Below are 13,547 nucleotides of genomic sequence, written 5' to 3' on the forward strand. Positions count from 1 at the left end.
CCAGATAGGGGACTTTGACGCCCACCACGCCGAGCGTTCAAGAAACCCCTCCCGGCCCCGTCAGCGGCGCGGGGAACTGCGCGCCCGGCCACGCACCCCGCCGCCGCCCGCCCCGCCGAAAAACCCCTTGCGTCGCGCGCAGCCCTCGCTAGGGTGGTCACCGTCCCGCCGCGCCGCCGTGCGCCCGCGGGCCCGACGAGAGGGGGTGCAGACCGATGGTTGCCGCCGTGACGCGGCGCGCCTTCGTGTGCGCGCCATCCGCCTCCCCCCGTCTTCGTCCCACCGGCTGACCGCGCGGCACTCCGCGCCCCGGTGGGCCACCCCACCAGGAGCCACCGCAGTGCGCGAGCGCTTTGCCGACAGCGATTCCTTCTCCCGCATCCGCCCCAAGGGCGCTTCCCGTCGCGGCCGCCGGGCCGACCGCTTCGACGACTCCCAGCCCGAGTACGACTACTTCGCCTCCTACCGGGCCGCCGACGACGAGCACGACACCGCCGACGGGACCCTCACCGACGCCGAGCAGGAGTTCTCCGCCCCCGTCGCCGACGGCCCGGCCGTCGGCGACCGCTGGTCCACCTGGGACCAGTCCACCCCGACCGAGAAGGGCCCCGAGCCGCGCCCCGACTGGGTCGTCACCGAACTCGCGGCCGTCGACACCGAGTTGGGCATCGTGAAGACCGGCAAGGAGGCCGACGTGTTCCTGCTGGAGCGCGCCGTCCCCGGCACCGGCCGCCGCACCCTGATGGCCGCCAAGCGGTACCGGGACGCCCAGCACCGGATGTTCCACCGGGACTCCGGCTACCTGGAGGGCCGCCAGCACAAGGAGACCCGGATCAGCCGGGCGATGGCCAAGCGCACCGCCTTCGGCAAGGAGGCGATCGCCGGCCAGTGGGCGGCGGCCGAGTTCGGCGCGCTGTGCCGCCTCTGGTCGGCCGGCGTCGCCGTGCCGTACCCGGTGCAGATCACCGGCACCGAGATCCTGATGGAGTTCGTCGGCGACGAGGACGGCACGGCCGCACCCCGGCTGGCCCAACTGCGCGCCGAGGAGGCCGACATCGAGGACCTCTGGGGCCAACTGGGCCGCAGCCTCGCGCTGCTGGCCTACGACGGCTACGCCCACGGAGACCTCTCGGCCTACAACATCCTGGTGCACCGCGGCCGCCTGGTGATCATCGACGTCCCGCAGATCGTCGACGTGGTGGCCAACCCGCGCGGCCTCTCCTTCCTGGAGCGGGACGTGCGGAACGTCGGCGCCTGGTTCGTCTCCCGCGGCCTCCCGCCCGCGAGCGTCGAGGCCCTGGTCGACTCCCTGGCCGCCGACGCCCGCCTGCGCCGCTGACCGCTCCCCCGCGGCCTGACCTCGCCTCATCTCGCCCCGCCCGACCGGCAGTTGCTCCGCACCGCAGGTGTAGAGTCGCCGCGGTCGGGCGGGACGGGGGGCGGTACCGGCTTCCCAGCGCGCGTTCGAACGGTCAGAATCGTTACTGACAAGCCATACAACATGCTCGGGGGACTGCGGGACATGTGGGGTCGGGGGACCGTGCTCGGGGGCCGCTACGCCCTCTCCGAACGGCTGGGCAGCGGCGCCATGGGCGAGGTCTGGCGGGCCGAGGACCAGGTGCTGGGCCGTCAGGTCGCGGTGAAGATCGTGCTCCCGGCGCTGATGGAGGACGAGGTCTTCGCCGCCCGGTTCCGCCGCGAGGCGACGGTGCTGGCCGCGATGAACCACCGCGGCGTGGTGCACATCCACGACTACGGCGAGGACGACGGCGAGCCCGGCGCGCGGACCGCGTACATCGTGATGGAGCTGCTCACCGGCAAGCCGCTCGACAAGGCCCGCGGCCGCACCGCGTTCCCGCCCGACCGGGCGCTGGACGTCGCCGCCCAGGTGCTGGACGCGCTGCACGCCGCGCACCGGCAGGGCATCGTGCACCGGGACATCAAGCCGTCCAACCTGATGATCGACCAGGACGGGCGGATCACCGTCACCGACTTCGGCATCGCCCGCACCCTCGCCGACACCCGGATCACCACCGCCCACGCGGTGATCGGCACCGCCCTGTACATGGCCCCGGAACGCGCCGAGGGCAAGGACGCCTCGGCCGCCTCCGACCTGTACTCGGTCGGCGTGGTGCTGTACGAACTGCTGTCCGGCGCCGTGCCGTTCACCGGCGGGACGCCGCTCGAAGTGGTGCTCAAGCACGTCCGCGAGCCGCTGCCCGACCTGCCCGCGGAGGTGCCCGCGCCGGTCCGGGCGGTGGTCACCAGGGCGCTCGCCAAGCAGCCCGGGGAGCGCTACCCGGACGCGGCGGCGATGGCGCTCGCCGCCCGGCAGGCGATGTCCACCCCGACCGGGCTCGGCGCGGTGCTCGACCCGCCCGAACCCGTCGAGGCCCCGCCGCTCGTCCCCGCACCCGTACCCGCGCCCGCACCCGTCCTCGCCCCCGCCCCCGTCGCGGCCCTCGCGCCCACCGCCCCCGCCGCGGCCGGGGACAAGCGGGCCGCGCGCCGCCGGCTGGCCACCCTGATCCTGCCGGTGGTACTGGTCACCGGCGGCGGCGTGACGGCCCAGCAGCTCGACCTGCTGCCCTGGCAGCAGAAGCAGGACCAGCAGCAGGTCGCGTCCGGCTCCACGCCGGGCCCCGGCGGGCCGGCCACCGGCACCGCCGACGGCGCCGCCCCGTCCGCCGCCGCCTCCGGCACCGTCCAGGCCGACCCCACCCCGCCCGCCTCCGCCCCGGCCACCGACCCGGCGGGCAACCCCGTCCCGCCGAACACCGCCCCCGGCGCGGACACCGGCAGCAACCCGGGCACCGCCAACGGCGGCGGCAGCGGCGGCGGTTCCGGCAACGGCGGCAACTCGGGCGGCACCGCGAACGGCTCGGGCGGCGGCAGCAACCCGGGCACGGGCAGCGGCTCAGGCTCCGGAAGTGGCACCGGCTCCGGCTCCGGCAACACCCCGAACCAGCCCAAGCCGACCACCCCCGCCACCCCCGCCGCCACCACCCCGCCCGCCTCCTCCTCGGGCCCGGCCAAGGGCTGCGGCGGCAGCGGCTGGGGCCACCTGGTGAACGTCGGCAGCGGCCGCTCCGTCGGCCTCGGCGCCGACGCCGTCAGCGCGGGCGTCCCGGTGGTGTCCGGCGGCCACACCGCCTACGGCTGGGTCATGAGCACCAGCAACGGCGTGACGGTCTTCACCGCCTGCGCGGCCAGCAGCGGCGTCAGCCTCGGCGCCCCCTACGCGGGCAGCCCCAACACCACCGAACTCGCCGGGGCCAGTTCCTACGGCGACATGGCCTACTGGACGCTCGCCGACGCCGGTTCCGGCACCTTCCAGCTGAAGTTCGGCTACGGCGTCCAGAGCTGCCTGACCGACAGCGGCAGCGGCAACGCCCTGAACGTCGGCACCTGCACGCCCGGCGCCAGGACCCAGCTCTTCCGCTTCTCCTGACCCCGCCCCGCACCCCCGGCCGCCAGCCACCCGCCGCCCACCCGCTCCACGCCCGCACCGCACCCACTTCGCGCCCGCACCGCCCGCCCGGCACACCGCCCCCCGACCGGTGCGCCGTCCAACACCGCTACCCGCCAATGGAGTTGTCGCCCGGCCGGGGCAGAATGCGGGGCATGGCCGAACAGTACTTCTCCGCCTTCGCGGTGGACGCCGCCGTCCTGCACCGCCTCCCCGGCTCGGGCGAGCGCGTACTGCCCGGCGTGCCGTCCTCCGCCGCGCTCACCGAGCTGCTCTCCGGTCGGCTGCGCGCCGACGCGGACTCCCGCTACACCGCCCTGCTGCCCGCCCTGGCGGGCGCGTTCGGCACGCCGCTGGGCGCGGTCTCCGTCCCGGGGCGGCACTGGGACGAGCTGACGGAGGTCTTCACCGCGCTCGAACTGCCCGCCCTGGCCGCGCTCTGGTCCCGCCCGTGGCCGTTCCCGGCCGACGCCGCCTACGACTGGCCGTGGCCGTACCCGACCCTCGCGGCCCGCACCGACACCGCCGACCTGCTCGCCGAACTCTCCCTGCTGGCCTCGGAGTCGATCCACGAGCAGGACGTCGAGGCGCTGGACGAGGACGACCTGGAGGAGGCCGCCTGGTTCCTCACCGAGCACCTGCCCGTCTGGGCCTCCCGGGCCCACGCCCTCGACCTCGACCTGCTCCTGGTCCGCGACGGCGCCCGCTGACCGGCCGCACCCGGCGCACCCCCGTCCCGCCCCCTCCCCCTCCCACGGCCACAGCCACAGCCCTCAGGACACCACGTCCTTCGCCGCGAACCCGCGGAACGCCAGCGCCAGCAGCACCACCGCGTACGACAGCGACAGCACCACGCCCTGCACCATGCCGCCCCACTCCAACTGCGGTTGCAGCGCGTCCGCCCAGGCGTACTGCCAGTGCGCGGGCAGCCACTCGCGCAGCGAGCCGAGCGCGGTGACGGCGTCCAGCACGCCGGTGATGATGGAGGCGAAGACCGCGCCGCCGACCGCGCCGAGCGGGGCGTCCGTCGCCGTGGAGAGCCAGAACGCCAGTGCGCCGACCACGATCTCGGCCAGGAACACGTACAGCACGGCGACCGCCAGCCGGGGCAGCGCCTCGGCGGCGGAGAGCGTCGCCCCGGTGGGGAGCCTGAGGTCGCCCCAGCCGTACGCGGCGGTGCCGACCACCAGTCCGACGGCGGGCAGCAGCACCACCGCGGCGGCCGAGAACACCATCGCCACGGTGAACTTGCGCACCAGCAGCCGGGCCCGGGGCACCGGCGCGGCCAGCAGGTAGCGCAGCGAGGACCAGCTCGCCTCGGAGGCCACCGTGTCGCCCGCGAACAGCGCGACCGGGATGACCAGCAGGAAGCCGGTGCCCATGAACAGCAGCGTGGCGGCGAAGTTCGCCCCGGACGCGGTGGCCAGCTCGATGAACGTGGTGCGGTTCTCCCGCCCGGGCGTGCCGCCGATCTGGAACGCCGCCAGCACGACGAACGGCAGCGCGGCCAGCACCCCGCCGACCACCAGGGTCCGGCGGCGGCGCAGTTGGCGCATCGCCTCGACCCGCAGCGGCAGCGTCCGGCCGGGCCGGTAGCCGGGCGCGGCGGTGTCCCGTTCGACCCCGGGACCGAGCACGGTGCCGCTCATGCCACCCCTCCGATCACAGTCCCGCTCGCAGTCCCGCTCGTTCCGCTCGTTCCGCTCGTTCCGCTCGCAGTCCCGCTCATGCCGCTCCTCGGATCAGGGACAGGAAGGCGTCCTCCAGCCGTCGCTGCGGCCCGATGCCGGTCACCGGCACGCCCAGCCGCACCAGTTCGGCGGTCAGCCGGCTCGCGGGCAGGCCGTCCAGCCGGACCAGCAGCCCGCCGTCCACCGCCTCCGCGGCGCCGACGCCGACCAGCTCGGCCAGCTTCTCGGCGACCGCGGCGGTCCCGTCGAAGCCGTCCTCGACGGAGACCAGCAGCTGTTCGCCCGCGCCGGTGATCTCGGTGGTCGGTCCGGCGACCACCAGCCGTCCGCGCTCCATCACCACCAGGTGGGTGCAGGACTGCTCGACCTCGGCGAGCAGGTGGCTGGAGACGATGACGGTGCGCCCGGCGGCGGCGTACCGGACCATCACCTCGCGCATCTCGCGGATCTGCGGCGGGTCGAGCCCGTTGGTGGGTTCGTCCAGGATCAGCAGGTCGGGCAGGCCGAGCATGGCCTGGGCGATCGCCAGGCGCTGGCGCATGCCCTGCGAGTAGGTGCGCACGGCGCGTTCCAGTGCCTCGCCGAGGCCGGCGATCTCCAGCGCCTCGGCGAAGTGCGCGTCCTCGACGGGGCGTCCGGTGGCCGCCCAGTACGACTCCAGGTTGGCCCGGCCGGAGAGGTGCGGCAGGAAGCCCGCGCCCTCGACGAACGCGCCGACCCGGGAGAGCACCGGCGCGCCCGGCCGGATCGCGTGGCCGAAGACCCGGATCTCGCCCGCGTCGGGGCGGATCAGGCCCATCAGCATCCGCAGCGTGGTGGTCTTGCCCGCGCCGTTGGGGCCGAGCAGGCCGAGCACCTGCCCGGCCTCCACCCGGAAGGAGAGGTCCCGCACCGCGTACCGGTCGGTGGCGCCCTTGTACTTCTTCGTCAGGCCGGTGATCTGCAGCGGCACGTCGGCGAGTTCCGGTTCGGGCGCGGGGGTGGTGTCCCGGCGCCGCCGGGCGAAGACCAGCAGCGCGCCGATCGCCAGCGCGACCAGCGGCAGCACCCAGGTGCGGGCGGGCAGCGGCGCCGACTCGGTGCGCAGCCCGGGCACGGTCGGCACGCTCAGCGGCCCGGCCGCGGCGACGGTGTACGTGGCGGCCTGGGCGGGCGAGGCGTACGCCAGGTCGGTGGCGGCCAGCACCAGCCGCAGCCGGTGCCCGGCCGGGAACTCGTGGTCGACGGCGGGCAGCGCGACCTGGACCGTCCGCCCGCCGTCGGCGTCCGCGCCGGTCACCCGCAGCGGGGCGACGAGCTGCTGCGGCAGGCTCTGCTTGCCGTCGGGGGCGACGTCGTACAGCTTGGCGAACAGCACCGCCTCGGGGGTGTCGGCGCGCACCCGCACCGACACCGACGGGGCGCCGGTCAGGTGCAGGGCGCCGGTCAGCGGGGCCGAGTCGAAGGAGGCGAACTGGCCGGGGAAGTCGATCGACAGGCCCGCGCCGACCGAGGACAGCTGGGCCAGCGCGCCGATGCCCGGCAGGGTGGAGATGTTCGGCGGCGCGCCGCCGGGCGGGTTGGCGATCCGCTGCTCCGGGCCGGTCAGTTCGACGCCGCGCCGGGCGGTGCCGTCCAGGCCGGGGTAGGCGTCGGCGTCGGCGCCGCGCAGCACCGCCTGGAAGCCGGTCGAGTCGACGCCGCCGGTGCGGGTGACCCGGAAGGCGGGGCCGGTGTCCGCGCCGTCGCCCTTGAGGTAGTGGTCGAACCAGGCGGTGACCCGGGCGTCCGCGCGGGTGCTGGTCTCCTGGCCGCCGTCGTGGCCCGCGCCGAACCAGTCCACCGCGACGGGCGCGCCGTTCGCGGCCACCGCCCTGGCGATCCGGTCGCCCTGGTCGAGCGGGAAGAGCGAGTCCTGCTGGCCCTGGACCACCAGCGTGGGGACCTTGATCCGGTCCGCCACCGCGGCGGGGCTGGAGTGCTCCAGCAGCGCCACCGCGTCCGCGTCCGGCCGCCCGGCGGCGGCGACCCGGTTGTACATCGCGCACAGCTCGGGCCGGAACCGCCCGCAGCCCACCGGGCCTGACCCCGGAGCGGCCGTCCCCGCCTCAGCGCCGGAGCCGGAACCGGAGCCCGGGCCGGAGCCGGAACCGGAACCCTGGTCCGAACCGGAGCCGGAGCCGAGGCCGGAACCCAGCCCGGAACCCAGCCCGGACGACGAGCCGGTGGTGAAGAAGATCCCGGCCCAGAGCTTCTTGAACACCCCGTCGGCGGCCGAACTCCCCTGCGCGGCCTGCGGGAAGAGCGCGTCGGCCAGGTCGAACCAGGTGATCTGCGGGGCGATCGCGTCGATCCGGCGGTCGTACCCGGCGGCCAGCAGCGACACCGCCCCGCCGTACGAGGCGCCGGTCACGCCGACCTTCGGGTCGCCCGGCCCGTCGAGCTGCACCTCGGGGCGCTGGGCCAGCCAGTCCACCAGCCGGGAGACGTCGGCGACCTCGCGCTCCGGCTGGTTCAGCCCGATCTGCCCGGTCGACTTCCCGAACCCGCGCGCCGACCAGGTCAGCACCGCGTACCCGTGCCGGGCCAACTCCTCGGCGCGCCCGCGCAGTTCGTCCTTCGAGCCGCCGAATCCGTGCGCCAGCAGCACCGCCGGCCGCCGCCCGGAGCCGCCCGCGGTGAAGAAGGAAGTGTCGATCCGGACGCTCTCGGTGCTGCCCGCGACCTCCGGCAGCTCCAGGAACCGGTCCTCCCGGTGCACCCGCTGCGGCTGCCCGGCCACCGCGACCGCCCCGCCGCCGACCAGCAGCGCGGCCGCCACTCCACCGGCCAGCACCGCCCTGCGCCGGGTCAGCCACCTTCGCCACGCCCCACCGAAGCCCATGGCAGGTGATCCTAACCGGGCGGCAGGTAAGGAAACCATCAGCCCGCCGACGCGGCCCGACCCGGCCCGACCCGCACCTGCCCGACCCGGCCCGGCACGTCTCGACCCGCCCCGGCACGGCTGCCGGAACCCCGCCGCACCCCACGATAAGGTGCGAATCCCCCGCTACCGGACTCCCCGTACCGGACTCCCCCGTACCGGACGCCACCCGAGGTGCCCCGTGCTCTGGCCGCTCGCCAGCCTGCTCACCGCCGTCCTCGCCACCCTGTTCGCCGGCTGGCTGGTCGACCAGGTCCTCCAGCGCCTGGCCGCCCGCCGCCCCGACGCGCCGGTCTGGGGCCTGCTGCGCCGCTGCCGCGTCCCGCTCCAACTGGTGCTGCTCGCCGCCCTGCTGCTCGCCGCCCGGCCGGTCCACCGCGTCCTGCACAGTGACGACGCCGCGGTCCGGCACGGCGTCCTGCTGGTGCTGATCGCCTCGCTCGGCTGGCTGTCCGTCCGGGTGCTCGCCGCCGTCCTGGAGGCGTTCCTCAGCCGCTACGAGACGGTCACCGAGGACGCCTCCCGGGTCCGGCGGGTGCGCACCCAGCTCGGCCTGGTCCGCCGGGTCGGCTCCGCCGCGGTCTGGACGGTCACCGTCGGCGCGCTCCTGCTCACCTTCGACACCATGCGCACCGTCGGCACCAGCCTGCTCGCCTCGGCCGGCGTCATCGGCATCATCGCGGGCATCGCCGCCCAGTCCGCCCTGGGCAACTTCTTCGCCGGCCTGCAGATCGCCTTCAGCGACACCGTCCGGATCGGCGACACCGTCGTCGTGGACGGCCAGCAGGGCACCGTCGAGGAGATCACCCTCTCCTACCTGGTGCTGCGCCTGTGGGACTACCGCCGCCTGGTCGTCCCGGTCTCCTACTTCGTCGCCCGGCCGTACGAGAACTGGACCCGCCGCGACCCCGGCCTGCTCGGCTGGGCGCTGCTGCACCTCGACCACCGCACCCCCGTCGACGAGCTGCGCGCCGAACTGGAGCGCTACCTCGCCGGCAGCGGGCTCTGGGACGGCCGGGAGTGGTCGCTCACCGTCACCGACACCACCCCGTCCACCATCGTCGTCCGCGCCGCCATGACCGCCCGCGACCCGGACACCACCGCCGCCCTGCGCCTGGCCGCCCGCGAACACCTGCTGGCGTACCTGCGCGACCACCACCCCGAGTCGCTGCCCCGGGTCCGGACCGAGTGGGACCGGGCCTAGTGCCGCGACCGGGCGAAGGTGGCCTGCCGCGGCACCAGGGCCTGTCTTCGAACCCCCGTCGTAGCCCTGCGGCGTCTGGTGCGTGCTCTCGGCGTGCCGGGCGGAGGGCCTCGTACTGGATGTACTCGGCTCTCTGCCCGGTGCGGCGAGAGTGGGTGCCAGGCGCTGCGGGGCAGACGGGGGTCCGAAGACAGGCCCGAGGAGGACCGGCCCCGGGGCGGCGGCCGGCGGGGCCGCTACAGCACCCGCGTCATCGTCCGGTGCGGAATCCCGGCGTCGTCGTACACCGGCCCCTCCGCCACGTAACCCAGCCGCTCGTAGAACCCGAGCGCCTGCACCTGCGCGTGCAGCTCCACCTCGCGCGCCCCGCGCTCGCGGCCCAGCTCCTCGACGGCGCGCACCAGTCGCGCACCCAGCCCGGTGCCCCGGGCGGACCCGACCACGGCCAGCCGCCCCAGCAGCACCCGGCCCTCGACCCCGCCGGTGAGCCCCAGCGCCTGCGCGCCGGAGATCAGCCGGGCGGTGCCGAGCGCCGCCCCGCCCGGACCGACGGCCAGCAGGTGCGCGGAGGTCGCGTCGTACTCGTCGTACTCCAGCTCCGCGGGCACCTGCTGCTCGACCACGAACACCTCGTGCCGGACGCGGCGCGCCAGCGCCAGGTCCGGCTCCCCGTCGACCACCCGGATCGAGACGTCCATCTCAGCTCTCCGCCGCGATGACGTCCAGCGCGTGCTGGAGGTCCTCGGGGTAGGTGGAGCTGAACTCGACCCAGCGCCCGTCCTCGGGGTGCTCGAAGCCGAGCGAGACGGCGTGCAGCCACTGCCGGGTCAGGCCCAGCCGCTTGGCCAGCGTCGGGTCGGCCCCGTAGGTGAGGTCGCCGACGCAGGGGTGGCGCAGCGCCGACATGTGCACCCGGATCTGGTGGGTGCGGCCGGTCTCCAGCTTGATGTCCAGCAGGGACGCGGCCCGGTACGCCTCGATCAGGTCGTAGTGCGTGACGGAGGGCTTGCCGTCCCGGGTGACGGCCCACTTCCAGTCGCTGCTGGGGTGCCGGCCGATCGGCGCGTCCACGGTGCCGGACAGCGGGTCGGGGTGGCCCTGGACCAGCGCGTTGTACTTCTTCTCGGTGACCCGGTCGTGGAACTGCCGCTTCAGGTCGGTGTAGGCCCGCTCGGACTTGGCGACCACCATGATCCCGGAGGTGCCGACGTCGAGGCGGTGCACGACGCCCTGCCGCTCGGCGGCGCCCGAGGTGGAGATCCGGTAGCCGGCCGCGGCCAGGCCGCCGATCACGGTCGGTCCGGTCCAGCCGGGGCTGGGGTGCGCGGCGACGCCGACCGGCTTGTCGATGACCACGACGTGGTCGTCGTCGTGGATGATCCGCATGCCCTCGACGGCCTCGGCGACGATCTGCACCGGCGCCGCGGGGGCCGGGATCTCGACCTCCAGCCAGGACCCGGCGGTGACCCGGTCCGACTTCCCCGCGACCGCGCCGTCCAGCGTCACCTTGCCCTCGGCGGCGAGTTCGGCGGCCTTGGTGCGGGAGAACCCGAACATCCGGGCCAGGGCGGCGTCCAGCCGCTCGCCCTCCAGGCCGTCGGGTACGGGGAGGCTACGGGTCTGCGCTGCGATGCTCACCCACCCGAGTATGCCCGACCCGCACCTCCCCCCGGCCCCACCGGGGCCCCCGCACCCCCTGGCCGCGGGCCGCTCCGGGACGCCTCCTAGCATCGCCCTGCACCACCACACGACGGCCCGGTCGACGGCGACGGGGCCGGACCCGAGGGGGGAACGCCCATGAAGGCCCGCACCATCGGCACCGCCGCCGCGGCCGCGGTGGCCGCGCTCGCGGCCCGCGACCTGATGCAGAAGCGCCACGCGCTGCTGCGCAACTTCCCGGTGGCGGGGCACGCCCGCTACCTGCTGGAGCGGATCGGCCCGGAGCTGCGGCAGTACATCGTGACCTCCAACGAGGAGGAGCGCCCGTTCAGCCGCGACCAGCGCAGCTGGATCTACGCCTCCGCCAAGGAGGAGAACAACTACTCCGGGTTCGGCACCGAGGTGGACGTCGCGCACGTCCAGGGCCACGCCTACCTGAAGCAGCGCACCTTCGCCGGCCCGCTGCCCGACGCCCACGACCCGGACGCCCCGCTGCCCTCGGCCAAGGTGCTGGGCGGCCCGCGCGGGCGCGCCGGGGCGTTCCGCCCGACCAGCGTGGTGAACGTCTCCGCGATGAGCTTCGGCTCGCTCTCCGGCGCCGCGATCACCGCCCTGAACGAGGGCGCCGCGCAGGCCGGCGCGCTGCACAACACCGGGGAGGGCGGCCTGTCCCCCTACCACCGCCGGGGCGGCGACCTGGTCCTGCAACTGGGCACCTCGTACTTCGGGTGCCGCGACGAGTACGGCCGCTTCGACCTCCGCCGGTTCAAGGAGGTGGTGGCGTCCGCCCCGGTCCGGGCGATCGAAATCAAGCTCTCCCAGGGCGCCAAGCCGGGCCTGGGCGGCATGCTGCCGGGCGCCAAGGTGACCCCGGAGATCGCCGGGATCCGCGGCATACCGGTCGGGAAGGACTGCGCCTCGCCGTCCCGGCACAGCGCGTTCGGCGACGCCGACTCGATGCTGGACTTCGTCGAGCTGCTGGCCGCCGAGACCGGCCTGCCGGTCGGCATCAAGAGCGCGGTCGGCGAGCTGGGCTTCTGGCAGGAGCTGGCCTCGATGATGGCGCGCGGCGACCGCGGCGTGGACTTCGTGACCGTCGACGGCGGCGAGGGCGGCACCGGCGCGGCGCCGCGGATCTTCGCCGACTCGGTGGCGCTGCCGTTCCGGATGGGCTTCTCCCGGGTCTACGGCACCTTCGCCGAGCTGGGGCTGACCGACCGGCTGACCTTCATCGGCTCCGGCAAGCTCGGCCTGCCGGAGAACGCCGCGGTGGCCTTCGCGCTGGGCGCCGACCTGGTCAACGTGGCCCGCGAGGCGATGCTGTCCATCGGCTGCATCCAGGCCCAGAAGTGCCACACCGACCGGTGCCCGACCGGCGTCGCCACCCAGAACCCGTGGCTGGCCCGCGGCGTCGACCCGGTCTCCAAGGCCGCCCGGGCCGCCGCCTACCTGCGCACCCTGCGCCGGGAGCTGACCAAGGTCTCCGCGGCGCTCGGCGTCGCCCACCCCTCGCTGATCACCCCGGACGACATCGAGGTGCTGAACGGCGACTACGAGGCCCGCACGCTGGGCGCGGTCTACGGCTACAAGGAGGGCTGGGGCCGGCTCGGCCCGGAGCTCGCCGCGGAGATCACCGCCCTGCTCACCGCCTGACCGGCCCCGCGCCGCCCGCGTCCCCCGGCGCGGCAGCACCGCACCGGCGGCAGCCGCCCGCGCCTCACCGCAGCAGCAGCACCGCGCCGGCCCCGGCCGTCGCCGCCAGCAGCACGACGGCGATCACGTGCACCGCCGTGTCCCACCCCCAGGAGCGGCGGTCGGCCGCCGGGTCCAGGGTGAACTCGGCCGGGTCCGCGGGCGTGTGGTGCACCGTCACCTCGCGCCCGCGCGCCCTGGCCGGGTCCGCCAGGTGCGCGGTGCAGTGCGCGGTGACGGCGGTGCCGTCGCGGGTGGTGAAGGCCACCACCGGGGTGCGGGTGGTGAGGGTGGAGCCGTCGTCCGGGTCGACCCGGACGTCCCGGAACACCGCGACGATCCGGCCCGGCACCGCGTCCATCGCGGCCAGCCGCGCCCGCTTCCCGCGCCGGTCCCGGACCGCCTCCGGCAGGTACCACAGGCCGGACAGCGCCCACGGCCCGGCGCCGCCGACCAGCGCCCACGGCCACGCCCAGCGGACCGCGGCCAGCGCCACCAGGCCCGCGTAGGCCGCGAACAGCGCGGCGGCCGGCCCGGCCAGCCCCCGGGCGGGCCGCTCCGGCGCGTCGGTGAACCGGAACTCCCGCGGTCGGCCCCGCGGGTGGCTGACCCCGATCTCCCGGCCCGCCCAGGCCGCGGTGACGCTCTCGCCGCGCCCCTCGTCGTCCGTCACGGTGACCCGCCGCCCGGTGTCCGGGTCCGGGTAGTCGACCACCAGCGGGATGCCGCCGGTCCGGGAGGCGCCGTGCCGCGGCTCGCCGACCTCCCTGATCCGCCCGGTCGACCGGACCGTCCGCTGCGCCTTCGTCACCCCGGCCAGCGACCTGGCCGCGCCGACCAGCGCCACCGCGCCCCACCCCGCGCACCACAGCAGCAGGAACCCGTCCCAGCCCATGCGTCCCTCCCCGGCCGCCGTCCCGTCCCGGAGCA

The 13,547-nt window shown here is 75.6% G+C and carries 10 protein-coding genes; 5 read left to right on the forward strand and 5 right to left on the reverse strand.

Going from position 1 to position 13,547, the window contains the following annotated elements; all coding sequences use genetic code 11:
* The first annotated feature begins 340 nt into the window (after positions 1 to 340).
* The 3 genes from ACIQVD_RS01515 (at position 341) to ACIQVD_RS01525 (ending at position 4,179) form a co-directional block, all read left to right on the forward strand.
* A complete protein-coding gene (locus tag ACIQVD_RS01515; protein WP_402285237.1) occupies positions 341 to 1,339 on the forward strand; it encodes a serine protein kinase RIO in 999 nt (332 codons plus the stop codon).
* 183 nt (positions 1,340 to 1,522) lie between these two features.
* On the forward strand, positions 1,523 to 3,451 hold the full coding sequence (locus ACIQVD_RS01520) for a serine/threonine protein kinase (RefSeq protein ID WP_402285239.1): 1,929 nt from the start codon (positions 1,523 to 1,525) through the stop codon (positions 3,449 to 3,451).
* A 173-nt stretch (positions 3,452 to 3,624) separates the two neighbouring features.
* On the forward strand, positions 3,625 to 4,179 hold the full coding sequence (locus ACIQVD_RS01525; protein WP_402285241.1) for a hypothetical protein: 555 nt from the start codon (positions 3,625 to 3,627) through the stop codon (positions 4,177 to 4,179).
* Between the two features lie 63 nt (positions 4,180 to 4,242).
* Here ACIQVD_RS01525 and ACIQVD_RS01530 read toward each other — a convergent pair whose 3' ends face one another.
* Both ACIQVD_RS01530 and ACIQVD_RS01535 read right to left on the reverse strand, forming a co-directional pair.
* Positions 4,243 to 5,118 carry an ABC transporter permease gene (locus ACIQVD_RS01530; protein WP_402285243.1) on the reverse strand — a complete coding sequence of 292 codons (876 nt, stop codon included), beginning with the start codon at positions 5,116 to 5,118 and terminating at the stop codon, positions 4,243 to 4,245.
* Positions 5,119 to 5,194: 76 nt separating this feature from the next.
* Complete coding sequence (locus tag ACIQVD_RS01535) at positions 5,195 to 8,023, reverse strand: alpha/beta fold hydrolase (RefSeq protein WP_402285245.1); 2,829 nt, start codon at positions 8,021 to 8,023, stop codon at positions 5,195 to 5,197.
* Positions 8,024 to 8,243: 220 nt separating this feature from the next.
* On the opposite strand from ACIQVD_RS01535, the gene ACIQVD_RS01540 reads away from it, so the two are divergent.
* A complete protein-coding gene (locus tag ACIQVD_RS01540; RefSeq protein ID WP_402285247.1) occupies positions 8,244 to 9,266 on the forward strand; it encodes a mechanosensitive ion channel family protein in 1,023 nt (340 codons plus the stop codon).
* 236 nt (positions 9,267 to 9,502) lie between these two features.
* On the opposite strand, the gene ACIQVD_RS01545 is transcribed toward ACIQVD_RS01540, so the two are convergent.
* The gene (locus tag ACIQVD_RS01545; protein ID WP_402285249.1) at positions 9,503 to 9,964 is read right to left on the reverse strand and encodes a GNAT family N-acetyltransferase; all 462 of its coding nucleotides are present in this window, start codon (positions 9,962 to 9,964) and stop codon (positions 9,503 to 9,505) included.
* A 1-nt stretch (position 9,965) separates the two neighbouring features.
* Positions 9,966 to 10,904: an RluA family pseudouridine synthase gene (locus ACIQVD_RS01550; protein WP_400688382.1), complete on the reverse strand. Its 939-nt coding sequence runs from the start codon at positions 10,902 to 10,904 to the stop codon at positions 9,966 to 9,968.
* Between the two features lie 159 nt (positions 10,905 to 11,063).
* On the opposite strand from ACIQVD_RS01550, the gene ACIQVD_RS01555 reads away from it, so the two are divergent.
* Positions 11,064 to 12,578, forward strand: coding sequence for an FMN-binding glutamate synthase family protein (locus ACIQVD_RS01555; protein ID WP_400688384.1), 1,515 nt, complete (start codon positions 11,064 to 11,066; stop codon positions 12,576 to 12,578).
* A gap of 64 nt (positions 12,579 to 12,642) precedes the next feature.
* Here the strand turns inward: ACIQVD_RS01555 and ACIQVD_RS01560 are convergent, their stop codons facing one another.
* Complete coding sequence (locus ACIQVD_RS01560) at positions 12,643 to 13,512, reverse strand: DUF3592 domain-containing protein (protein ID WP_402285251.1); 870 nt, start codon at positions 13,510 to 13,512, stop codon at positions 12,643 to 12,645.
* Between the last annotated feature and the right edge of the window lie 35 nt (positions 13,513 to 13,547).

Origin of the sequence: Kitasatospora sp. NPDC090308 (genome assembly GCF_044769485.1) — a bacterium.
Classification (GTDB): domain Bacteria; phylum Actinomycetota; class Actinomycetes; order Streptomycetales; family Streptomycetaceae; genus Kitasatospora; species Kitasatospora fiedleri.

What these genes read in the sequence shown, in the direction of transcription:
- ACIQVD_RS01535 (WP_402285245.1), bottom strand. Translation starts at nt 8,023, where the DNA reads ATGGGCTTCGGTGGGGCGTGGCGAAGGTGGCTGACCCGGCGCAGGGCG.
- ACIQVD_RS01555 (WP_400688384.1), top strand. Translation starts at nt 11,064, where the DNA reads ATGAAGGCCCGCACCATCGGCACCGCCGCCGCGGCCGCGGTGGCCGCG.
- ACIQVD_RS01530 (WP_402285243.1), bottom strand. Translation starts at nt 5,118, where the DNA reads ATGAGCGGCACCGTGCTCGGTCCCGGGGTCGAACGGGACACCGCCGCG.
- ACIQVD_RS01560 (WP_402285251.1), bottom strand. Translation starts at nt 13,512, where the DNA reads ATGGGCTGGGACGGGTTCCTGCTGCTGTGGTGCGCGGGGTGGGGCGCG.
- ACIQVD_RS01525 (WP_402285241.1), top strand. Translation starts at nt 3,625, where the DNA reads ATGGCCGAACAGTACTTCTCCGCCTTCGCGGTGGACGCCGCCGTCCTG.
- ACIQVD_RS01545 (WP_402285249.1), bottom strand. Translation starts at nt 9,964, where the DNA reads ATGGACGTCTCGATCCGGGTGGTCGACGGGGAGCCGGACCTGGCGCTG.
- ACIQVD_RS01520 (WP_402285239.1), top strand. Translation starts at nt 1,523, where the DNA reads ATGTGGGGTCGGGGGACCGTGCTCGGGGGCCGCTACGCCCTCTCCGAA.